At 62.3% G+C, this 22733-nt stretch carries 23 protein-coding genes; 10 read left to right on the forward strand and 13 right to left on the reverse strand.

The genetic code is table 11. The features are described from left to right. Positions 1-254 precede the first annotated feature (254 nt). Positions 255-761: an RNA polymerase sigma factor gene (locus tag ACSPX5_RS13190; protein WP_169430991.1), complete on the forward strand. Its 507-nt coding sequence runs from the start codon at positions 255-257 to the stop codon at positions 759-761. Continuing rightward, positions 758-1510: an anti-sigma factor family protein gene (locus ACSPX5_RS13195; protein ID WP_207863975.1), complete on the forward strand. Its 753-nt coding sequence runs from the start codon at positions 758-760 to the stop codon at positions 1508-1510. Before ACSPX5_RS13190 ends, ACSPX5_RS13195 begins: the two co-directional genes overlap by 4 nt. 5 nt (positions 1511-1515) lie before the next feature. Here the strand turns inward: ACSPX5_RS13195 and ACSPX5_RS13200 are convergent, their stop codons facing one another. From ACSPX5_RS13200 to ACSPX5_RS13230, 7 genes are all read right to left on the reverse strand, one after another. Continuing rightward, positions 1516-2487 carry a Csu type fimbrial protein gene (locus ACSPX5_RS13200; RefSeq protein WP_439821879.1) on the reverse strand — a complete coding sequence of 324 codons (972 nt, stop codon included), beginning with the start codon at positions 2485-2487 and terminating at the stop codon, positions 1516-1518. Beyond that, entirely contained in the window at positions 2484-4841 is a 2358-nt protein-coding gene (locus tag ACSPX5_RS13205; protein ID WP_439821880.1) for a fimbria/pilus outer membrane usher protein, read from the reverse strand. The genes ACSPX5_RS13200 and ACSPX5_RS13205 overlap by 4 nt, the downstream gene beginning before the upstream one ends. 108 nt (positions 4842-4949) lie before the next feature. After that, positions 4950-5732 (reverse strand): fimbrial biogenesis chaperone, encoded by a 783-nt coding sequence (locus ACSPX5_RS13210; protein ID WP_439821881.1) that lies wholly within the window; start codon positions 5730-5732, stop codon positions 4950-4952. A 23-nt stretch (positions 5733-5755) separates the two neighbouring features. Next, positions 5756-6256, reverse strand: coding sequence for a Csu type fimbrial protein (locus tag ACSPX5_RS13215; RefSeq protein WP_207863978.1), 501 nt, complete (start codon positions 6254-6256; stop codon positions 5756-5758). 4 nt (positions 6257-6260) lie between these two features. After that, on the reverse strand, positions 6261-6797 hold the full coding sequence (locus ACSPX5_RS13220; protein WP_439821882.1) for a Csu type fimbrial protein: 537 nt from the start codon (positions 6795-6797) through the stop codon (positions 6261-6263). A gap of 19 nt (positions 6798-6816) precedes the next feature. Then, positions 6817-7350 carry a Csu type fimbrial protein gene (locus ACSPX5_RS13225; protein WP_169430998.1) on the reverse strand — a complete coding sequence of 178 codons (534 nt, stop codon included), beginning with the start codon at positions 7348-7350 and terminating at the stop codon, positions 6817-6819. Positions 7351-7432: 82 nt separating this feature from the next. Next, positions 7433-7954, reverse strand: a complete 522-nt coding sequence (locus tag ACSPX5_RS13230) for a Csu type fimbrial protein (RefSeq protein WP_439821883.1) — start codon at positions 7952-7954, stop codon at positions 7433-7435. A 286-nt stretch (positions 7955-8240) separates the two neighbouring features. Here ACSPX5_RS13230 and zapE point away from each other — a divergent pair, with 286 nt between their 5' ends. Next, positions 8241-9371 (forward strand): cell division protein ZapE, encoded by a 1131-nt coding sequence (gene zapE, locus ACSPX5_RS13235; RefSeq protein WP_169431000.1) that lies wholly within the window; start codon positions 8241-8243, stop codon positions 9369-9371. Positions 9372-9434: 63 nt separating this feature from the next. Continuing rightward, a complete protein-coding gene (locus tag ACSPX5_RS13240; RefSeq protein WP_439821884.1) occupies positions 9435-10748 on the forward strand; it encodes a leucine-rich repeat-containing protein kinase family protein in 1314 nt (437 codons plus the stop codon). 65 nt (positions 10749-10813) lie between these two features. Here the strand turns inward: ACSPX5_RS13240 and ACSPX5_RS13245 are convergent, their stop codons facing one another. Next, the gene (locus tag ACSPX5_RS13245) at positions 10814-11518 is read right to left on the reverse strand and encodes a YebC/PmpR family DNA-binding transcriptional regulator (protein WP_085712455.1); all 705 of its coding nucleotides are present in this window, start codon (positions 11516-11518) and stop codon (positions 10814-10816) included. A gap of 219 nt (positions 11519-11737) precedes the next feature. Between ACSPX5_RS13245 and ACSPX5_RS13250 the strand changes: the two genes are divergently transcribed. Then, a complete protein-coding gene (locus ACSPX5_RS13250) occupies positions 11738-13144 on the forward strand; it encodes a type VI secretion system Vgr family protein (protein ID WP_439821885.1) in 1407 nt (468 codons plus the stop codon). A 3-nt stretch (positions 13145-13147) separates the two neighbouring features. Here ACSPX5_RS13250 and ACSPX5_RS13255 read toward each other — a convergent pair whose 3' ends face one another. Together ACSPX5_RS13255 and ACSPX5_RS13260 are read right to left on the reverse strand one after the other, a co-directional pair. Next, positions 13148-14545, reverse strand: coding sequence for an FAD-dependent oxidoreductase (locus ACSPX5_RS13255; RefSeq protein WP_439821886.1), 1398 nt, complete (start codon positions 14543-14545; stop codon positions 13148-13150). 67 nt (positions 14546-14612) lie between these two features. After that, positions 14613-15938, reverse strand: a complete 1326-nt coding sequence (locus ACSPX5_RS13260; RefSeq protein ID WP_439821887.1) for an MFS transporter — start codon at positions 15936-15938, stop codon at positions 14613-14615. A gap of 270 nt (positions 15939-16208) precedes the next feature. On the opposite strand from ACSPX5_RS13260, the gene ACSPX5_RS13265 reads away from it, so the two are divergent. Further along, complete coding sequence (locus tag ACSPX5_RS13265; RefSeq protein ID WP_439821888.1) at positions 16209-17108, forward strand: LysR family transcriptional regulator; 900 nt, start codon at positions 16209-16211, stop codon at positions 17106-17108. Here ACSPX5_RS13265 and ACSPX5_RS13270 read toward each other — a convergent pair. Beyond that, complete coding sequence (locus tag ACSPX5_RS13270; protein WP_439821889.1) at positions 17078-17938, reverse strand: LysR substrate-binding domain-containing protein; 861 nt, start codon at positions 17936-17938, stop codon at positions 17078-17080. The genes ACSPX5_RS13265 and ACSPX5_RS13270 overlap by 31 nt on opposite strands. A gap of 113 nt (positions 17939-18051) precedes the next feature. Here ACSPX5_RS13270 and ACSPX5_RS13275 point away from each other — a divergent pair, with 113 nt between their 5' ends. Beyond that, positions 18052-19161: a 2-aminoethylphosphonate--pyruvate transaminase gene (locus ACSPX5_RS13275; protein WP_439821890.1), complete on the forward strand. Its 1110-nt coding sequence runs from the start codon at positions 18052-18054 to the stop codon at positions 19159-19161. 152 nt (positions 19162-19313) lie between these two features. Then, positions 19314-20141 carry a phosphonoacetaldehyde hydrolase gene (gene phnX, locus ACSPX5_RS13280; RefSeq protein WP_439821891.1) on the forward strand — a complete coding sequence of 276 codons (828 nt, stop codon included), beginning with the start codon at positions 19314-19316 and terminating at the stop codon, positions 20139-20141. Positions 20142-20253: 112 nt separating this feature from the next. Here phnX and ACSPX5_RS13285 read toward each other — a convergent pair whose 3' ends face one another. After that, on the reverse strand, positions 20254-20580 hold the full coding sequence (locus ACSPX5_RS13285) for a hypothetical protein (protein WP_439821892.1): 327 nt from the start codon (positions 20578-20580) through the stop codon (positions 20254-20256). Here ACSPX5_RS13285 and ACSPX5_RS13290 point away from each other — a divergent pair. Continuing rightward, positions 20573-20962, forward strand: a complete 390-nt coding sequence (locus ACSPX5_RS13290; protein WP_439821893.1) for a hypothetical protein — start codon at positions 20573-20575, stop codon at positions 20960-20962. The genes ACSPX5_RS13285 and ACSPX5_RS13290 overlap by 8 nt on opposite strands. A 270-nt stretch (positions 20963-21232) precedes the next feature. Then, complete coding sequence (locus tag ACSPX5_RS13295) at positions 21233-21787, forward strand: cytochrome b (RefSeq protein WP_169431010.1); 555 nt, start codon at positions 21233-21235, stop codon at positions 21785-21787. On the opposite strand, the gene ACSPX5_RS13300 is transcribed toward ACSPX5_RS13295, so the two are convergent. Continuing rightward, positions 21784-22692 (reverse strand): 1-aminocyclopropane-1-carboxylate deaminase/D-cysteine desulfhydrase, encoded by a 909-nt coding sequence (locus tag ACSPX5_RS13300; protein ID WP_439821894.1) that lies wholly within the window; start codon positions 22690-22692, stop codon positions 21784-21786. The two genes, ACSPX5_RS13295 and ACSPX5_RS13300, sit on opposite strands and share 4 nt — an antisense overlap. Between the last annotated feature and the right edge of the window lie 41 nt (positions 22693-22733).

Here is a 22733-nt window from a genome sequence, read left to right on the forward strand (position 1 = left end):
AACATCCCTATTGCTCAAATTATCGTTTCAGCCAGATCAGCCACCGACGGCCTTCAGACTGCTTCGGTGGTTGTTTGCGCTTGTCGGACGGGTTGAGCCGGGAAATTTGAATCCATTACATGGACTGCAAGATGCGGTGAGCTTTCCTACGTAGCAGGTTATGAAATCTTTCAGCCCACAGGATGGAATAAGCTGTGTCGAGAGGCGTCTCTCCTTATGACTACCGCGCTTCTGAGCCAGAGCATGCCCCTGCCATGAACACACTCGACGAACAACTTCGCGAAGTGATCCCCCGATTGCGACGCTTTGCCGTGTCGTTGACGCGCAACGCCAGCAGCGCCGACGATCTGGTCCAGGCCAGCCTGGAGCGTGCCCTGTCCAGTTGGGGCGACAAGCGCGCCGAGGGCGATCTGCGCGCCTGGCTGTTTTCGATCCTGTACCGCCAGTTCCTCGATGCGCACCGGCGCTCCCGGCGCTACGCCCGGATGCTCGAATTCTTTACCGGCCGCGATGACACCGAACCCTCGGTGGAGCGCACCGTCATTGCCCAGTCGACCCTGCAAGCCTTCGATCGCCTGCCCACCGAACAGCGCGCCCTGCTGCTGATGGTCTCGGTGGAAGGCCTGACCTATAAGGAGGTCGCCGAGATCCTCGACGTCCCCACCGGCACCGTGATGTCGCGCCTGTCCCGCGCCCGCCAGGCTTTGCGCCAGCTCAGTGACGGCGAAATCAGCAGCCCTTCCTTGCGGATACTCAAATGATCAGCCTGCCCCCCAGCGAGCGTGATTTGCACGCGTACATCGACCACCAGCTCAGCGACGCCGACCGGCGTGTACTGGAAAACTGGCTGGCCAGCCACCCCGACGAGGCCGCGTTGATCCGCGCCTGGCAACAGGACGCCCAGCACCTGCGCGCCGCCCTCGGTGGTGCCTTGCAACAACCGGCCAATCCGGACCTGGACCCCGTGTTGATCCGCCAGCGGCTCAAGCATCGATCACGTCGACACTGGGCCAGCGCGGCGGTGTTGCTGATCGCGGTCAGCCTCGGCGGTGTCAGTGGCTGGCAGGCCCGGGAAATGACCTTGGTGCGTTCGGTAGCGCCCATGAGCGATGCCCTGCAGGCGTACCGCTTGATCGCTCAGCAAGGGATTCTGCCGGCGGACTACAAGGTCGGCGGCGCCGGCGACATGCAGGGCTGGCTCGACCGCTACTTCACGCAGGCCAATCGACTGCCGGACCTGACCGCAGCCGGTTTCCGACCGGTCAGCGGGCGCTTGCTGAGCACTGACGAAGGTCCGGCGGCGATGGTGATGTATGAGGATCGAGACGGGCACAAGGTCAGTTTCTACGTGCGCCCGCCGGGGCCGAAAAACACCTTCCTGCCACGGGGTAGCCGTCGCGACGGTGATCTGCAGGCCGAGTACTGGTCCGGCGAAGGTTACAACTATGCAATGGTCAGCCCGACCGACACTCCGGCGGCGCCATTGCTCCAGCACACCGAGCGCTTCTAGCCGGTTCAGAAGCCGACATCCAGCACCACGTTGTCCAGATAGGTACCGGCGGGCGGCGTGGTCTGGTCGGTGTAGATCTTCGCGTTGTAGTTGAAGATCTGGCTGCCGGTGCCCAGGCCATTGCCGGGATTGACCTCGGCATCGGTGCTCGCCCGACGTGCAGCGCCGACACTGCCCCAGCGGGTAGTGCCGGCGCTTTTGAAGATGTCGTAGGCCAGGTAATTGCTGCCCGAGATCATTTGCCGTCGACCGCCGACACTGAGCGCGTTCTGTCCGTCGCTCAAACCCACGGTATAGGCGCTGCCCTTGGTACAGGCCAGGTTGATGGTCTGCCCGGTCACCGGGGTAAACGCGCTGATCACCGGAGCGCTGCCGAAGGCGATGTTGGGCGCGGTGATGGTGCAATCGTTGGCCACGGTCAGGTTGACCGTCAGCGTCGTAGTACCGCTATTGATATCGCGACCCAGGCAGAGTCCGCTGACCCCGATGCCCGAACAGTAATTCCAGTTCCAGAAAATGCTCAGGGTTTCGGTATAAACCCCGGCCGCCACGTTGCTGCCAATCGTGGTGCCGAGATACAACGGCACGGTTTTCGGCACGGTACCGTTGAGCAATCCCAGCGCGTCGATGATGCCATTTCGGGCGAAATCGTAGGCCGTGCCGCGAGTCAGCGGGTAACTGGTGCTGTTGTTGGCGTAGATCGTATAGCTGATGACATCGCCGCTCGGCCCGAGCAGGCCGCTCTGGGTCGAGGTGACCGTAGCCCAGAAATGGTCGTTGCTGGTCAGCAGCGACAACAGCGATCCGGTACAGCTCAGACCGCCGTTCAGCGTGGAACTGGGTTGCGATGTGGTGCGCACCGCAATCGAACTGATGGTTCCGAACGCGGCCGGTGTGGTGGTGACCACCGAGCACAACGCCTGTACTGCACCGGGCAGCATCAGCACCAGCCACAGGCACAGCCGCATCGCCTTCATTGACATACCAACGGCCCGATCAGCGGCACCTGATCCTGCTGCAGATCGACGTTGAATTGCGCCTGACAGGTCTTGCCATCGGCCAGCGTCACCCTCAGCGAATTTTGCACCTGCAGGTTTTCCAGATAGACCAGACCGTCCCAGCCCACCACCGTGCGCGTGCCACTCTCTTCATGCAACACGCCGCTGCCCAGCGGCAATTCCTGCTGTTGCGCGTCCACCAGCACGATGCTCGCGGCAATCACCCGGCTCAGCGCAAACTCCAACAGATAGCCACTGCCACGGCGCACGGCAATGCGCTGTTCGACATTCGGGCTGCGTACGTTGGCCGGCAGGTTCAACGGATCGATTTCGTATTTGCCACGGTAGTAGGCGCTGCTCCACGGCACCAGCAAGTGGCCGTTGCGGTCGGTCTGGCCGATCTGCTGGTTCTCGTAACGCACCGGGACATCCGCGTAACCGTCGGTACTGACCACCACAAACGCATCGTCGATGCGGTTGGCGGCAAACACTTGATGGTCCATCCACACCAGCGAACCGCTGGCATCGGCCCAACGCGTTTCGGCGTCCGAGGTGCCGTAGACACCGGCCTGCAATTGCACCGACTGCAAGCGCCAGGTGACGTCGGCCTGACGGTAATCGGCGCCGTCACCCTTGGCATAACCCAGGTTGAAACCCACCCCGCCCTCGGAAGGCACGGCACGGCTGTAGTTGACCCGCTGTTGGCTTTGCCCGTTCTTGTTGCGCTCGCTGCTGATGGCCAGGCTGCCGCGCAGGTCGAACGGGATCACCAGTTGCGCCTGCACCGCCCAGTTGGCGTCGCCTATTTCGCGGTTGGCGGAGAGATAGAAACTGCTGTTGCGCCACAACGGCTTGTTCCAGCTCAGGTTGAGCAGCCGCGTGCGGCTATCGTCCGCCGCCCGGATATCGAAGTAACCGACACCCAGACTGCCCCAGCGCTCAAGGTTGAGGCTCAGGGTCGCCTGTTCGCTGCGCTTGCTGAGGCTGGTGTAAGGACTGTCGACGACCGTGAGGTCGGCGTACTGGTCGCGGCGCTGTAACCGTTGCCAGGAAAAGCTGAAGCGCTGGGCGCTGTACTGGTAACCGAGACTGTATTGCTGACCGCCATCTGCGTCGAAACGGCTTTGACTGATCGCACTGTTGAGCACCCCGAAATTGCCCAGCCGCAGGTTGCCACCGAGGCCGCCGAGGGTCAGCGACTCGGCGGCTTCGGCGTGACTTTCCAGCGTGAAGCTGTCGCTGATGCCATAACGCAGGCTGCCCGACGTCATACCCGACCCGTAACTGAAATCCTTCAACCCGTAATCCCGGCGCAGCGTACCGGCCGCCACCGAGAAGTCGCTCAGGCCCTTTTGCAACAGACTGCTGGTGACATAAAACGGTACGGTGGTGGACACCTGCCGGCCCAGCGCATCGGTGGTCACCACCACAGCCTCGCCCGCGCCGTTGATGAACGGGATGTTGGTCAGGGTGTACGGACCCGGTTGCAAATCGGTGCTGCTGGACTTGTAGCCGTTGATGAACAAATCCACCGAGGACGGCACTGCCGCCTCACCGGCGAATTGCGGCAGCGGATAGGTCACAAGATCCGGGCGCACGGCGAAATCCCGCGAAAACTGCACGCCCCCCAGACGCACCGAACTGCTCCAGGGCAAGGCGCCGCTGACCACATCCCCTGCCTCGTACGTCAGCATCCGCTCGTCGTCGGAGTACCGCCAGGTGGTGTCGTAGCGCAAATAGCCATTGTTCAGCGTACTGGCCGAATCCCCGGACAAGATCTGCCGGTACTGACCGGTGCTGGACAGCGTGCCCCAACTGTCGAATACCCGTATCTCGTTCCACGCCGCCAGATAAGTGCCGGCATCATCGGTGTCGTTGAGGTACAGGTCGTAGTTGAACAACGCGCCGAAACTGCTCAGCGCCGGGGTGCGTGGATAGACCTGACGGTTACCGATGAACTGCTCCGGCAGCCAGTCCGGTGGCACATCGAGCAACAGCCGCTGGCCGACGCTGTCGTAGTCGCTGTGCAGCCCCGGCAGGCCGTCGAGATCGACTTCGGCACCGGCACTTTCGGGCAGCGTCATGCCGGTGTCATGCAACACACTGGCCGGCAGGAACAACCGCCCGCCGCGCTGATCCACCGCCACCACGCGACCGGTATTCATCTGGTTGACCACCAGTTCCAGAAACAACTGTGCATCGCTGACGGCCTCCATGCCGCTGGGAGGCGGCGGCAGATCGCCGGCCCCGGATGGATGAATGAACATCAGGCAACACGCGCCGGTGACAAGCCACAACGGACGCTGAATACGGCGAGCCCATCCCGGACTCATTAGCGTGCTTCGTCCGTCAATGGACTGGTTCCTCCTGAAACCGCTGTTGCCCGCCAACCTGTCGCTTGCCCGGCGGCCGCGCACTACCAGACCCGCAGGTTGAAGTCCCTACTTCGCCGGGGCGATGCCTTGCATCTGCGCCGCGCCATTGATCCGGCCCACCAGCTCCCCCGTCACGGATCCCGGCGCCGGCCAGCGCATGACCGCGCCAGGCAGCACATAACCCAGCAGCCCCTGCACCAAAGGTTGGCTCTGCCCGCCCTGTTTGAGCGCGACATCCGTCAGTCGCGCATGCACCGCGCCCTGGTTGCGCACTTCCACATAGGGTTTGCCGTCGACCAAGACCGTGCGCCAGCTCAATTGCGGCAGGCCGATCCCCTTGGGATCGCGCTGCCGGGTGCTGTCTTCCTTGCTCCAGAGCCCTGCTCCGTAGGCGAACAGCGGCACCGAATAGCGCATCTGGAAACGGATCGCCGCAGCGGTTTTCCCCGCATCGGCGACGGGAGGCTGAGCCGAAGGAATTTCGTCGATGATGATCCGGTAGGCCAGTTCCTGACCGGGCGGCACGTCTTTGGTCCGGGTCAGGCGCACCAGTTGTTTCTGCCCCGGTTCAATCTTCGCCACCGGCGGACTGCCAATCACGTCACGCTGGTTCCGGTACTGCTCCTGATAACCGTTCTGGCTCCAGCCAAACACACGGATCTGCAGGTTGGCGGTCTCGCTGCCACGGTTCTCCAGCCATAACGCACTGGCCTGCTGATCGGCCTCAAGCACCGGATCGATGGGCCAGATCAGCACCGAACTGGCCGCCTGGGCCTTGATCGCCCCGAGTGAAGCCAACATCAACATTGCGCAACCCGCCCGCAACAGCCGCGACGAGACAACCCCCATAACCCCGCTCCTTGTGCCATTCATCACCACGACAGTTGCACCTGCAACACGTCGCTGTACGTCCCCCCGGGCACCGTGCCCGGCAACTGCACCTGACCGTAGATCGGCAGGCTGATGTTGTTGGCGTCGCTGTAGGCCACCGCCACGGTCTGACCGATTCCCAGGCTCTGGCTGTAGGCCGCATCGCGAAACAGCGCATAAGCCACCCGCGCGCTGCCGCTGTTGAGCTGCATGTGTCGACCGCTGCTGTTGTACTGGCCGCCATCGACCGTCATGTTCAATGTCACGCCCGGCGTGCATTGCAACTGCACGCCGCCGGTCAACGCCACTTGCACCGTGCCGGTGGCCAGGGCCGAACTCGAACCGAAATTCAGTCCGCCATAGTTCGACACCCCTCCCACCACCAGGCAGCCAGGTGTGATTGTCGCGCTGACCTGAAAGCTCTGGCTGGTCACTGCTGCCAGCGGTAACGGCGCCGCCCCCGCGCACAGCACCAGCAGTGCCGCACAGCCATGCCGGCCCATGGCACTAGAACGTCAGTTCAACGGCAATGGTGTCGGTGTAGGTGCCCGCCGGCAGGCCGGCCTTGCCCACCGCCTGACCATAGATATTCACGGTTTGCGCCACCCCTGTGCTGGCGGCAAGGCTGATCACCCCGTCGATGGCCAGCAGCTGCGAGTGCCCGGCATCGGTGTACAAGTCATAGGGCACATAGTTGGCAACCCCGTCGTACAACGCGCGACTGCCACCAGGCGACTGGCCGTCATGGGCGCCGGCCCGCACCTTGACCGTCGGCGTGGTGCCGGCAGAACAGAGAATCGACAAGGCCCCGCCACCGCCGCCCAGCACCTGCCCGCTCGCGGTGGTGAACAGACTGTCGGCCGTGCCGAAATTCAGGGCGCCGAAGTTCAGTCCGGTGGATCCGCCAGAGCCGTTGACCTGGCAACTGCTGATCAGGATCAGGCTGGAGGTGATCTGGCCGGTGACCGTGGTGGCGGCGTTGACGCTGGAAGCCAGCGTCAGACCGAGCAGCGACAGACCTATCCTTGATGCAATCGTACCCATGGTGTCCTTCCTCTACGATTTACCAGTCGAGCGTCACCGTCAGGGTGTCGGTATAGACACCGGCCGGTACCGCGCGGGTGTTCGCCACCACCGTGCCAAATACCGGAATCGGAATCTGTGCGCCGCTGGTGACCGCGAAATTGTGTTGCTGGCCGATGCTGTAGCTCTGGCTGCCCGAGGCATCGAGAAACAGTTGATAGGGGATGGTCTGACGACCGTTGCTCAGGCGGCGGGTATTGCCGTCGCCATGGGTGCCGCCGTCGATACTCACGGTGAAACCGGTCACCGACGGATTGCAGGCGACGTTGAGCCTGCCGCTGCTGTCATTGGCCAGACTGGCCTTGATGGGAGTATTCCAGGTGGGGCCCTGCTGGCCGAAGTCGAGCTTGCCGAAATCCCCCACCGGGCTGGCGGACGTGGAGGTGTTGGTCACTTCGCAGCCTGCGATCAGGGTCAGGCGGGCGTGGATCTGTCCGTTGACCGACGCCTGCGCACCTTCGGTGAGCAACAGCAATGCGCCTGCGGTGATGACCAGCCAGTGCTTGCCCGTCATTGCATCCCTACTCCTTCCGGTCCCTGAAGATCGTCCACTGCGCTCGTCATTGAACGCACCATTGCCGCATCACTTCGGTTGATCACCAGGTGACGGTCACCTTGACCAGATCCGAGTACCGACTGACCCGTGACACCTCGGCCATCCGCTCGATCCGCCCGTACAGCGGCAACGTCACCGAACCGCTGTCCGGTACACGTCCGCTGACCGGTACATCCACCACCAGCGGCACCTGCCGCGCGGCATCCTGATACAGACGGTAGGGAATCGCCTTGCCCCCCGCCTCGCCCGCCATGTAACGCACCTCGCCGGTCCCGCCGTGCAGTCCGCCATCGACACGCAGCTGGTACGGCGTGTCCGGGTTGCACTCCAGGCGTGGCAGGCGCGAAGGGGTCAACGCCGCCCCGAGCGGTCCGGCCGGATCATCGAGCCGCGCCGTACTGCCGAAATCGAGCACACCCAATTGCCCGATACCCGCGTCACGCTGCTGACCGATCAACTGACAGCCACGCTGCACGTCGACCCGCACTTCAACCTGCAGATCGGCGCCATGCGCCGGTGCCGCGAGCCCGCCCAGCAATGCCCAGACCACTCCTGCATTCACCGTCCGATCCTTGATGGCGACAGCGTCTCTGCCGTTACAGTGTTTCAGGTTAGCAACGGACGCCGAATGCGCCAGTCGATTGGATCCATTGATCGTGCGGGATATGTTTCGAAAAGTTGTCGATCTACCACCCCCATCACGCTGTAAAAACCTTTACGCGCCGCAGATTGCTGTCCAGCAAGACCGTCGGCCGATAAAGCGCAGTGGATGGAAAACTATCCGTCTGGTTACACTACACCGCCGCGCTCGGGGGGAGCCGGCCCGACCCTGACGGAGTGACTCCACCGTGCCCGCCCGACCGCCCGAACGTTCGCGCCTGTCCCAGCGTCTTTCAGGGTTACGCCGTTTGTTCGGCCACCGAAACCTTGCCAGTGCCGGCCATTGCGCCAGCGCCCAGGCGATCCGCGACTACTTCAGGCAAAAGGCCCATGACCAGGGCTACACCCTCAGCCACAGCCAGCTGCGCGTGATCGACTACATGGCGCAACAGGCCGCCATGTTGTTCGGGCCTGCGGCGCAAACCCCGCCCGGTCTGTACCTGCACGGTGCCGTCGGACGCGGCAAGAGCTGGCTGCTCGACGGTTTCTTCCAGGCCCTGCCGACGTCGCAGAAACAACGTCTGCATTTCCATCAGTTTTTCGCCGACCTGCACCAGGCCATGTTCCGGCATCGCGAGCAGGAAGACGCCCTCGCTGCCTCGCTCGACGAACTGCTGCTGGACTGCCGGGTGCTGTGTTTCGACGAGTTCCACGTGCATGACATCGGCGACGCGATGCTCATCACCCGGTTGTACAAGGCCCTGTTCCAGCGTGCAATCCTGCTGCTTGTGACCTCCAATTACCCGCCCGAAGGCCTGCTGCCCAACCCGCTGTATCACGCACGGTTCAAACCGGTGATCGACCTGATCCATGCCCGCATGCAGGTCATGGAAGTCGGCGGCCCCCACGACTACCGCAGCCAGGCGCGCAATCACGCCCATCAAATGTTCACTCAGGGTCATTACGTGTGGCCAGCCACGCCGGCGCAACGCTTGACCCTTGATCTGCCGCCACGGCACGCCGCGCCGCAGCCGCTGGCGGTAGGCAACCGGGTTTTACAGGCCCGTCTGTGTGAGGGCCGCCGCGTCGCCTTTACCTTCAATGACCTGTGTGAACAGCCCACGGCCGTGATGGATTATCTGGAACTGTGCCGCCGCTTCGACCACTGGATCATTGATGAGCTTCCGGAACTGGAGGAGTGCTCGATAGCCGTCCAGCAGCGCTTCATCAACCTGATTGACGTGCTCTACGATCAGGACAAACGCCTGACGCTGCTCGGGCACCTGCCCCTGCGCGAAAGCCTGGCCGGCAACGCCATCGATCTGGCGCGTACCCGCAGCCGGCTGGGGCAATTGCCGGAAGTGCGCGAGCCGGCCTGATTTGCCGTTATCATGCCGCCCATTCCCGGCGTCACTGCGCCCTATTTGATAGCGATTCATGACATGCACACCCTTGCTCAATTGCGCGCCGGCGAACTGTCGGGCATCACCCGGCTGGACCTGGTCGAAGGCCTGACCGAGTTCCCCCGTGAGATATTCGACCTGGCCGACACGCTGGAGGTGCTCAACCTCAGCGGCAATGCCTTGAGCAGCCTGCCGCACGACCTGCATCGCCTGCCCCGTCTGCGCGTGCTGTTCTGCTCCGACAACCGGTTCACCGAGCTGCCCGAGTGCCTCGGCCAGTGCGAGGCCCTGAGCATGATCGGCTTCAAGGCCAACCGGATTGCCCGGGTATCCGGCGCAGCGCTGCCACCGCAGTTGCGCTGGCTGATCCTGACCGACAACCTGATTGAAGCCCTGCCAGCCGAACTGGGCGAACGCCCGCTCCTGCAAAAGCTGATGCTCGCCGGCAATCGCCTGCGTGCCTTGCCGCCATCGCTGAGCCAGTGCCATCGGCTGGAACTGATCCGCATCGCCGCCAACCAGCTGACGGAGCTGCCACAGTGGTTGCTGACCCTGCCGAGCCTGACCTGGCTGGCCTACGCCGGCAACCCGCTGGAAACCGAGGCCGACGCCGCTGCGCTGGAAGCCACGCCGCTGATCGACTGGTCGAGCCTGCGTCTGCAGCAGCGGCTCGGCGAAGGGGCTTCCGGGGTGATTTCCCGTGCCGTGTGGCAATCGGCAGACCAGCCTGAGCGTTCAGTGGCAGTCAAACTCTACAAGGGCGAGATGACCAGCGACGGCTCGCCGCTGCACGAGATGAACGCCTGCATCACCGCCGGTCTGCACCCGAATCTGATCCGGGTCGAGGGGCGCATCGGCAATCACCCAGATGGCCAGCAAGGGCTGGTGATGCAACTGATCGACCCGAGCTATCGCAACCTCGCCGCGCTGCCGAGCCTGGCCTCCTGTTCGCGGGATATCTACACCGATGACTGCCGTTTCAGTGCAGATGTCGCGTTGCGCATTGCCCGCGGCATCGCGTCGGTCGCCGAGCATCTGCATCGGCAGGGCATCACCCATGGCGATCTGTATGGCCACAACATATTGTTGAACGAGGAAGGCGACTGCCTGTTGGGTGACTTCGGCGCGGCGTCATTCCATGCCACGACGGACAACCTGGAAACCCGCGCACTGCAACGCATCGAAGTGCGGGCGTTCGGGATCTTGCTGGGGGAATTGCTGGCGCGCATCGACTCGGGGTTGAGTGACGGCCAACGGGAGGCGCTGGAAGCGCTTGAACAGCGCTGCTGTCAGCCGGATGTGCTGGCGCGGCCGGGGTTCGATGAGGTGGTCGGGCAGATCAACAGGATTTGACCGCAATGACCCGGTGGTGATGACGCCTGCTGCGCCACCACCGGGTCGATCGCTGACGCGATGAATCAGCCCGCCAGGCCGACGAACATTTCCTGCACGTCGTCGTGGTTGTCGAGGCCTTCGAGGAACGCTTCGACTTCAGCCATCTGCTCGTCGCTCAGGCCGCTGACCGGGTTCTTTGGCTGATAGCCCAGCTTGGCCGACAGCACGGTGAAACCTTGCTCCGGCAGGGCTTTCTGCACGGCGTCCAGGTCAGTCGGGTCGGTCAGGAACAGGGTCGCGCCTTCTTCGCCCGGCTCGAAATCCTGGGCACCGGCTTCGATCGCGGCCATTTCCGGATCGGCGTCAGGGGTGTCCGGCGAGGCTTCGATCATGCCGACGTGGTTGAAGTCCCAGGCCACCGAGCCGGAAGCGCCCAGTTGACCCTTGCGGAACGCCACGCGGATTTCCGCCACGGTGCGGTTGATGTTGTCGGTAACGCACTCGACGATCAACGGAACCTGATGCGGTGCGAAACCTTCGTAAGTCACGCGATGGTACTGAACGGTCTCGCCCAGCAGACCTGCACCCTTCTTGATGGCGCGGTCCAGGGTTTCCTTGGGCATCGAGGCTTTCTTGGCCTGTTCGACCACCAGACGCAGGTGTGCGTTGGTGGCGGTATCGGCACCGTTGCGGGCAGCGATGGTGATCTCTTTCACCAGTTTGCCGAAGATCTTGCCCTTGGCGTTGGCTGCCGCTTCTTTGTGTTTAACCTTCCACTGTGCGCCCATTACTCACTCTCTTGATCTGTGGCGCCGAGACATCTATTGGCCGACGCGTGGCGCAAGTTTATACGGCCTAAAGTCGGCAATCGACCAAAAAATCCGTTGCCCGTCGACATCTTCTACACACTTTGTAGGGCGATTCTGAAAAACCGGTTTGTCATGACCATTTCCTGCTGCGGTTTCGTACCCTCTGTCGTCCGTATTACCCGACAGAGCCCCTTACGAATGCTCAATGACAAGGAAAGTCCCTTCACGCTGACCCTCATCGAGGGTGGCCTGAGTCTGCCGGTACTGCGTTTTCGCGGTCATGAAGCGCTGAACCGGCCCTATCGCTTCGAGATCGACGTCATTGGTCTAGCCCCGGCACTGGCTCCCGCCACCTTGTTGCATCGGTCGGCTTACCTGCAATTGAGTGACGACCATGGCATTCACGGCACCCTGCACAGCGCCAGTTGCGAGCATCGCGGCGCCCATCGGATCGATTATCGGCTGGTACTGGTGCCACACCTGCAACAACTGGAACAGCAGACCCGACGCCGGGTATTCACCCGATCGAGCGTGCCTGACATTCTCGAACAATTGCTTGTCGAACATCGGTGGCCTGCGCACGGATATCGGTTCGACCTGACGACAGGGCACTATCCGCCGCGCCCCTTCTGCATCCAGTACGACGAGTCCGACCTGGCACTGTTGCAGCGACTGTGTGAAGAAGAAGGCATTCACTACCACTTCGAACACCGGCCGGACGGCCATGTCGTGGTGTTCGCCGATGACAGCCTTGGCCTGCCGCAGCCGCCGCTGCATGTGCCCTTCAGCACAGAAATCGAGCCGCCATCGCCCGCCCTCAGCGCCCTTTACCAGCGTCACGACGCTGTCATGGCGCGGGTATCACCCAACGTCCGTGATCGTGGACAACCGAGCAACGAGGATGAGGCGGCCAACCATCCCCTGGCCAATATCTGGCCCGAGCGTGGTTTCCTGCCGAGCGGGCAACGCTACGCCGATCAGCGCAGCCGCCGCCAACTGGAGCGCCAGCGTTGCCAGTATCGATGCATTCAGGGACGCAGCGACTGTACTCAGCTGCTCAGTGGCCGCTTGCTGCAGGTCACGGATCACCCGGTGGGCGCGTTCAACGATCAGTGGTTGATCACCGAATTGCACCATCAGGGCCAGCAACCTTCGATTCTCGACCCGGTACCTGCGCCTCGCCGCTATCACAACGACTTCACTGCGCTGCCGTGGTCGACCGAGTTTCGCCCGCCGCTCACGCAGCCGCGCCCGAGCATTCCGGGGTATCACCCGGCACAAGTGCTCGGCCCGCCCGGACAACCGCCTCAGTTGGATGACCAGGGACGTATCGCCGTCCGGCTATGGCCTGGACGGGGTCTGGATGCCGACAGTGACAGGTTATGGCTGACGATAGCCATGGTCGGTGGTGACGGACCGATCGCCAGGGAAACCCTGCCTCGCGCCGGCAGTGAAGTGTGGGTGAGTTTTCTCGACAGCGATCCGGACCGACCGATTCTGTGCCTGGACGTCAGCCACACCCGCAAGACAAGGCAAGCGCCGGAACAACACGATGACGGCCTGTTGCTCGACTGGCTGCTCAAGCACACCCCGCCGTCAGCATGACGTTCAGGCCTTGTCGGCCTTGCCCGCAGCAGCGGCGAATTTCGCCAGGCGTACATCCAGATGCCGAGGACGCCGTCCGTGATCCTCGGCGCGCTCCTTGCGGCGAATGGCGTTGCGCACCATCAACGAGCCGAGATAGCGGATCGGTTCCGGCGGAAAATAGCCCAGCGGCCCGTTGACCAGCGGCGAGCGTGTCCAGGGGTTGTCGAGACCCTGCACCAGCGAGGCAAGGATCTGCCCACCCATGTGACATGGCCCCACACCGCTGCCGGAATAACCGAAACCGTAGAACACATTGCCGCTGGCACTCATCTGGCCGAAAAACGGCAGGCCGGTGACCGAGCGATCCGACGGGCCGTTCCAGGTTGCGTCGACCTTCACATCGGCGAAGGCCGGGAAAAAATCGTCGAGGCTGCGCTTGAGCAACCCGGCGTAAGGCGATGGCTGGTCAAACACTGGCAGCATCCGTCCGCCATAAGCGAAAGTGTTGCCGCCCTTGCCGAGCATGATCCGGCCGTCCGGGGTGTTGTGGTAGTAGTGCACGAAAATCCGCGAATCGAGCACGGTCACGCCGCTGGTCAAACCGATTTCCTGCAACAGCTCCGGGCGGGGTTCGGTGATCAACATGTCGCTGGACACGATCGCTACGCTGCGCTCGAACTGCGCAAAGGCACGGGCCATCCACGCGTTCATCGCCAGTACCACGCGGTCGGCGGTCACGCAGCCGTTCGCCGTGTGCAGGCGCGCCGGACGGCCCTCTTCCAGCCCGGTCATCGCCGTACCTTCATGAATCCGCACGCCCAGCTGCAACGCCACCCGGCGCAAGCCACGCACCAGTTTGCCCGGCTGCACGCTGGCGGCGGCCGGCGAGAACCAGCCCTCCAGGTGTTTTTCCGAACCGGCCATGCGCTGTACATCGGCGACCGGCCGTTGGGTGAACGAATTGATGCCGTTGCCCTCCAGCGCCGCAATCACCGCATCGGTCGAACCGCATTGCGCCCGGTTGGTGGCGGTGTAAAACGTACCGTCGAGGCGGTAATCGGCATCGACGCCGTACTGCTCGCAGAACTCGCCGATGGCGTGGATGCTGCGCTCGGATTCCTTGACCAGCCGCACCGCTTCCTCGACACCGAACAGCCGCTCGAGGGTGAAATACTTCGCCGACCACGACAGCGCACAGCCGCCGTTGCGGCCACTGGCGCCGGCGCCGCAGATGTCGGCCTCGATCAGCAGTACATCGAGTTCGGGGTTCTGCTGCTTGAGCATGATCGCCGTCCACAATCCGGTATAACCACCGCCAACGATGCTCACATCGGTGCGCACCTCGCCTTGCAACGGCGGGCAAGGGGCGGACGGGTCGAGCTGCAAGGCCTGCTCCAGCCAAAACGGTCTCATGAACATTCTCCAGTCAGTCAGCCACGGTCCAGCCTGCCGCGAATCCCGCAGCAGGCCGCGAGGCAGGGTTTATTCAGTTACGCAAAGGTTTGATGGTCAGGGCCCGATTGGGCACAGAGGCACGCGGTTCCATGACGCCGACCGGACGGCTGTTCCAGTGCGGAATCAGCACCAGCGCCGAAAACAGCGCGCAACCGGCGAACACAATGAATACCGTCACCGAATCGAAGTAGCCCGGCAGCAAACCACCGAGCACCGCGCCGACCGAGCCGCAGCCGTTGACGAATCCCGCCGCCGTGGCGCCGGCCTTGGCCTTACCGAAATCGATGGCGGCCGCGCCGCTGATCATCGAGTCCGGGCCATACAGGGTCAGGCCCATCACGAACAACAGTGCGACCACCAGCATCACGCTGCCGGTGTGCAGGGCGCCCATGAACAGCGCGAGGGTCACAGTCAGCGCCAGCAGGCTCAACACGCAGGCCGGCATGCGTCGGGCGCCGAACAGTTTGTCCGAGGCCAGGCCGATCATGATCGGCCCCAGCAGCCCGGCCAGTTCGAATGCCGTCGGAATGATCGCCGCCCCGACCTTGCCGACCGAGGGCATCTGTTCGAACACGATCACCGGGCCCCACAACAGAATCGCGTAACGCGCCGGTTTCAGCAGGAAATACGCCAGACCCAGCACCAGCACCGTGCGGTTGCGCAGGATTTCCTTGAGCGGTTCCCACACGCTGAGCTTGCTGTTGGCTTCAGCTTCTTCGGCGCTGATGAGCGGCTCCGGCTCCACGGCGGGCAGGCCGACGTCTTGCGGTTTGTTGCGCTGAAAGATGAAGAACAACACCGCCACCACCGCGACCACCGCCGCACTGGAAATGAACGCCGCGTGCCAGGTACCGATCAGCGTGTACGCCCACCAACCGGCGAACGGCGAGGCCACCAATCCGCCGAAGGCGTAGCAGGAACTCCACAACCCGAGCACTCGCCCGCGTTGTTCGGAGGGGAAGAAACTGCCGAGGTTCTTGCACAGACCCGACCAGCCGGTGGACTGCGCCAGCCCCTGTATCAGCATGCAAGTGGCGAAGATCGGCAAGGTCGCGAAACTGCCCATCACCAGCGCCGCCGCAGCGGAAATCAGCAAGCCGCCGAGCACCACGACCCGCGGGCCGAAGCGATCGGCGAGCATGCCCCAGGTGAACTGGCCGATGGCGTAGGCCGCCAGGTAAATCGCGTCGAGGTTGGCCATGGCCATTTTGTCGAGCATGAAGGTGGGGTCTTCGGCGATGCCCAGTTTGGCCACCGAAAAGGCTTTGCGGGTGAAATAGAACGCGGCGTAAGCGAGCCAGGTGACAGCGAAGATCTGCATGCGCCAACGCGCAAGGGTGCCGATGTGCTTGTTCATTGTGGTTCTGACCTCAGGGTGTGAGTGTGCCGGCAGAATCGATGAGTAAACGCCTGTGTTTTTATTGTTGAGCACTGCGATATCACCCCGTCCCTACGGCGATACCGGTCAGATGAGTCCTGGTATTGCACGCACAGGCTCATGGCCAGCGTCGCTGCACGACCGGGCAGTCAGCGTTGGCGTGAGCGGATCAAAGCAATTACTGTTTAATAAATAAAATCGATTTATCGTATTTCACACATAAGCTCAGCTTGTTACTGGAGTCAGAACATGTCGGTTTCCCACGCCCAGCTCAAAGCCTTTCACGCCGTGGCCGTGCACGGAAGCTTCACCAAGGCCGCCGAGCGGCTTTATCTGACGCAACCGGCGATTTCCGACCAGGTGCGCAAACTCGAAGAACGCTTCGGCGTGTTGCTGTTCCATCGCAACAAGCGCTCGGTGCGCCTGACGGATCTCGGCGAACGCTTGCTGGCAATCACCCAGCGCCTGTTCGTGGTCGAGGCCGAAGCCCAGGAGTTGTTGCAGGAATCCCAGGCCTTGCAGACCGGCAGCCTTATTCTGGCGGTGGATGCACCGGTGCATGTACTGCCGCAGATAGCCCGGTTCTGTGAGCGCTATCCGGGGATCAGCGTGAAGATCGAGACCGGTAACACCGATGAATCGCTGTTTCGGTTGTTCAACTATCAGGCTGATCTGGCGTTGCTTGGGCGTGATGTCAGCGATGAACGCCTGTTGTGCGTGCCGCTGCGCAACGACCCGATGGTGGCGTTCGTCTCGCGCCATCATCCCTGGGCCGAGCGCGAGTCGATCTGCCTGGAAGACCTGGACGACACGCCGCTGGTGCTGCGTGAACACGGCTCGGTGACCCGCCAAACCCTGGAAGAAGAAATGACCCGCGCCGGTTTCCGCATCCGCCCGGCGATTCAGGTCGAAGGCCGGGAAGCGGCGCGGGAGGCGGTGGTGGTGGGGATTGGTGTGGGGGTGGTGTCGGCGGCGGAGTTTGGTGCGGACTCACGGGTTTGCGCGCTGCCGATTACCGATTGCACCCGGCGCTTGACCGAGACACTGGTGTGCCTGCGCGAGCAGAGTTCGCGGCGGGTGGTGGCGACGTTTCTCAAGATGGTGCGCGAAAGTCTTGTTCAGACCGGTGCCAATCCGAAAAACGCCTGAATCAACCGCAACTCCCGCCGGCGCTCCACGCAGCCGATCATGTGCCGGTTCACCAGTCCTTCTCCCGCAATGGGAATCGCGACGACACGGGGGTCATGACTGACCTCCACCGATGACACCACCCCAACCCCCAACTCAGCCGCCACCGCCTCTGTCACCGCCTCGCGGCTGTCCAGTTCCAGCAGCACCCGCGGGCTGACCGACGCTTGCGCACAGGCCTGATCAAACGTGCGCCGGGTAATCGAACTCGGCTCGCGCAAGACCATGATCACCTGATCCAGCTCCTTGAGCCTGACCTCGCTGGCACGTGTCGCCCACGGATGCCCCGCCGGCACCAGCGCGCAGATCCGCGATTCACTCAACGCTTGCAGATGCAGCCCTTTGCGCGGTTCGACCTCGGTCAGCACCGCCACGTCAGCATGCTCGGACAACAACGCTGCCAAGGTTTCCTGAGCGTTGCCCAACCGCAGATTCACCGTGATCCCCGGATAGCGCGCCCGCAAGCTGGCCAGCATCGGCATGACCATGTGCGGGCCGTCCGCCGCCACCTCGAGACGCCCGGTCAGCAACTGCCGATTGGCTTCCAGCAACGCTTGGGCCTCTTCGGCCATGCCGAACATCGCCCGGGTGATCGCCGCCAGTTTGGTGCCCTCCTCGGTCAGCTCGACCCGGCGCGCCGTGCGTCGCAACAGCGTGATCTGGTAGTGCTCCTCCAGCGCCTTGATGTGCCCGGTGACCGCCGGCTGGCTGATGAACAACCGCGCGGCGGCACGGGTGAAGCTGCCTTCCCGGGCCACGGCGTCGAAGGCGCGGAGCTGGAACAGGTTCATGGATAACCCTCACTGATGGCTGGCATAACAATAAACAATTTGATTGATGACCCGCCGAATTGCAACGTAGGCCCCATAGCTTCATCCCACAGCGCTATCGCGAGGACACACGAATGAGTACTGCCGCACCCATCCTGCTCACTCCCGGCCCGTTGACCACCTCGGCCCGCACCCGTCAGGCGATGATGGTCGACTGGGGTTCATGGGATGACCGCTTCAACCAATTGACCGCCAGCCTCTGCGAGCAATTGCTGACCATCCTCAACGGCGCCGCCAGCCACCATTGCGTGCCTTTGCAGGGCAGCGGCACCTTCGCCGTCGAAGCCGCCATCGGCACCCTCGTCCCCCGCGACGGCAAGGTGCTGGTGCTGATCAACGGCGCCTACGGCAAGCGTCTGGCGAAAATCTGCGAAGTGCTCGGCCGCTCGTTCAGCACCTTCGAAACCGCTGAAGACGAACCGACCACCGCCGCCGACGTCGACCGCCTGCTGCGCGCCGACAACGCCATTACCCACGTCGCGCTGATCCATTGCGAAACCAGCACCGGCATCCTTAACCCGTTGCCGGAAATCGCTCAGGTTGTCGAGCAACACGGCAAACGCCTGATCATCGACGCCATGAGCTCCTTCGGCGCCTTGCCGGTGGATGCGCAAAAAGTCCCGTTCGATGCACTGATCGCCGCCTCCGGCAAATGCCTGGAAGGCGTACCGGGCATGGGCTTCGTGTTTGCCCGCAAGGAATCTCTGGCCGCTGCCGCCGGCAATTCGCATTCGCTGGCGATGGACCTGTTCGACCAGCACAGCTACATGAAGAAGACCGGCCAGTGGCGCTTCACTCCGCCGACTCATGTCGTCGCCGCGCTGCACGAAGCGCTGCTGCAATACAACGAAGAAGGCGGCCTGCCGGCACGGCATGCGCGTTACGCCGCCAACTGCCAGGCGCTGATGGAAGAGATGGGCAAACTCGGCTTGCGCAGTTTCCTGCCCGCTGCGATCCAGGCGCCGATCATCGCGACCTTCCACGCACCGAAAGATCCGCGCTACCAGTTCAAGGACTTCTACGAACGGGTCAAGGCCAAGGGTTACATCCTCTACCCCGGCAAGCTGACCCAGGTCGAAACCTTCCGCGTCGGCTGCATCGGCCACGTCACCCCGGCGCAGATGCGCGAAGCCGTCGCGGCGGTGGGTGAAGTGCTGCGCGAGATGGAAGTTCTGGAAATTTGAGCGACACCACAAATCCCCTGTGGGAGCGGGCTTGCCCGCGATGAGGCCTTGGCAGTCGACATCCATGGTGAATGTCAGACCGCCATCGCGGGCAAGCCCGCTCCCACAGGTACACCGAACGCCAAAACAACTCTTTCCTGCAGGATTTCTCCATGAACTACAACAACCCAACCCAGCTGCAAGCCGCCATCCTCGACTGGGCCGGCACCGTGGTCGACTTCGGTTCTTTCGCACCGACCCAGATCTTCGTTGAAGCCTTCGCCGAGTTCGACGTCCAGGTGTCCATCGAGGAGGCCCGTGGCCCGATGGGCATGGGCAAGTGGGATCACATCCGCACCCTGTGCGATCAGCCGCAGGTTGCCGAGCGCTATCGCAAGGCGTTCGGCCGCACCCCGACCGACGATGACGTAACCGCGATCTACAACCGCTTCATGCCGCTGCAGATCGAGAAAATCGCCGAGCATTCGGCGCTGATTCCCGGTGCACTGGAGACCATCGCCAACCTGCGCCAGCAAGGCATCAAGATCGGTTCCTGCTCGGGCTATCCGAAGCAAGTGATGGACAAGGTCGTGGCACTGGCCGCCACCAACGGCTACATCGCCGACCACGTCGTGGCCACCGACGAAGTGCCGAACGGCCGTCCATGGCCGGCCCAGGCCCTGGCCAACGTGATTGCGCTGGGCATCGACGATGTCGCCGCCTGCGTGAAGATCGACGACACCGTGCCGGGTATTCTCGAAGGCCGACGCGCCGGGATGTGGACCGTGGCACTGATCTGCTCCGGCAATGCGCTGGGCCTGGATTACGAAGGCTATCGCGCACTGGGCAGCGACGCCCTGGCCAGCGAACGCAAGCGCATTCACGCCATGTTCGAAGGCTCGCGTCCGCACTACATGATCGACACCATCAGCGATCTGCCGGAAGTGATCGCTGACATCAACAAGCGTCTGGCCAATGGCGAGATGCCGCAGAACGGATAATTTCATTTGATAGAAAAGAACGCCGCCAACTTTTTTAAAAAGTTGGCGGCATTTATTTATGCCTGCCGACAACAAGCACAAATATAAAAAATCCCTTTCGAATTATTATTGATTACAGCGCCTGCAAGTCACCTTGCGCATCGTAAGCAAGACCGTCCGGATACTTGATAGAACCATCGGCAAGTTGCTCGGTTCCATCGGCCCAGACAATACGCCCGTCCGGGTATTCAACAGTATCGTCCGGCCAGACGATGCGCCCGTCAGGATGCTCCACCCTGCCATCAACGTGCTGGATGATCCCGTCGGGACGTGTGACTGCCGTTTGCCCGGGATTGACGAGGCTGCCATCGCTCAGCGAAATCGAACCATCGGGATTTTTCGCCACGCCCATCGCACTGAGCAAATTGATCAATGCCACAGGATCGACATTGATGTTCAAGGTCGGCCACGGCATGGGCGGCCTTACACTGACAGGTGGCTTGACCGGCGTTACCGGCGGTTTGCCGGTCGGTGGCGCAGGCTTTACCGGTGGTTTGGCTGGAGCAGGCTTGTTTGGCGATGAAGGTTTGGCGGGTGGATTGACTGGTTTCACGGGTGGTTTCACGGGTGGCTTGACTGGAGTCACCGGGGGTTTCACGGGTGGCTTGACCGGAGTAACAGGAGGTTTGACAGGTGGCTTTGCCGATGGCCGCGAGACCGGACGTTTTGCCATGGCCTTGCGGGTCATTTGTTGCTGTTGCTTTTTATCCAGAATAATACTGACTGCCATATTCAAATCCTTTTTAAATAACCTGAAATTTTTATCGCAACTCAATACCTGACACAAACGATACTGACTGCTGCTCAACGACATTAACCACTTCGCTAAAACCACTCAAATCCACACCAATACAAAACATAAACAATAAAACCTTACACCTGACCAATACTCAGCAAAAAATACATCCGATACGCTTGATGTAACTCAACTACTGGACGACTGGAAAAAAACTGTTCGACGCCGGGCAAAAATACTTAAACGCGATTACAGTTAAAGCATGCCGTCGCTCAAGAACGGCACGTTTCGACCCTGATCCGTGAGGAAACACCGTATGCCGTGGACAAGTTCCGAATCACGCTACAGCACCGTGTCAGTCCTGTTGCACTGGTTGATGCTGGTGTTGTTGGTGCTGGTGTACGCCAGCATGGAGTTGCGTGGCATCTTCCCCAAGGGCAGCGGCGGCCGCTCGCTGATCCGCGAAGTGCATTACATGCTCGGCCTGACCGTGTTCGTCCTGGTGTGGTTTCGCCTGCTGGCCCGCAGCATCGGCCCGGCGCCGAAGATTTTCCCCGCTTCACCGCAATGGCAGACCGTACTGGCCCGTCTGATGCACTGGGCGCTGTACCTGTTCATGATCAGCATGCCGATTCTTGGCTGGCTGATTACCAGCGCCGAGGGCCATCAGGTGATGTTCTACGGCTTCGACCTGCCGTTGCTGGTGCACGAAGATAAAGCCCTCGCCAAACAGGTCGAACACTGGCATGTGTTGATCGGCAACGCCGGCTACTGGCTGATCGGCCTGCATGCATTGGCGGGGCTGTATCACCATTACGTGGTGGGCGATAACACGTTGCTGCGGATGATGCCCAAGCGCAACGAAACCTAGCCTTCGAATCCACGCCGGCCCTGCAAGCCGCCGGTGTGGATGAAGATCAGGCGCGTTCCACTCTTGAAACGGCCCGCCTCGATATGTTGTTTGAGCGCGAGCCAGGCCTTGCCGGTGTACAGCGGTTCGAGGGGAACGCCGCTGGCCTGTTCGGTCTGCGCGATGAATTCAAGCAACGGCGCATCGATTTTGGCGAAGCCGCCACGGCTGGCGTCGATCAGTTCGTAGCCTCCGAGATCTCCGACGATCGCTTCAACGTTGGCCGCGACACCGTGACCGTCGGGCACGGCCATTGCGCCATACACCGAGTGTTCACCCGCCTCTGCCAGCACCAGTCCCGCGAGCGTCGTGCCGGTGCCACAGGCCAGCCACCAACCGTCATGGTTGTCCCAGCCGAGCTTGCCGAGTTGTTGACTGACCTGATCCTTCAACGATGCGCAACCCTGCGCACCCGGCAACCCGCCGCCCCCTTCAGGTACCGGATGCAGCGTCGGGTATTGCGCCCGCCACGGCTGCCAGAACCCTGGCGCGTGCCGAGCCCGATAACCGCCGTAACCGAGCCAGTGCAACTGCATGCCGAAATCCTGTAGATCCCTGATCGTCGGCGTGTCCTGCGGATGCCCGCGCAACAGGCCGACCGTTGTGAATCCCAAGCGTTTACCCGCCGCGGCCAGTGCATGCAGATGATTGGAGTGCGCGCCGCCGAGGCTGATGATGCCTTCGGCGCCCGCACGGTCGGCGGCTTTCAGGTGTTCAACGAGTTTGAACCACTTGTTGCCGCTGATCAGCGGGTCGATCCGGTCCAGACGCAGGATGGCGACTTCAACCCCGGCGGCAGTGAGCCAGTCCAGATGAAGCGGTTCGAGAGGGGCTGGGGCCAGCCAGTCGGTGGGAGGCGGAAACATGAATGCCGGCTCTGTAAAAAGAGCCGGCATTTTAGGGTGGA

This window comes from Pseudomonas sp. HLG18, assembly GCF_051903985.1.
Classification (GTDB): Bacteria; Pseudomonadota; Gammaproteobacteria; order Pseudomonadales; family Pseudomonadaceae; genus Aquipseudomonas; species Aquipseudomonas fluorescens_BT.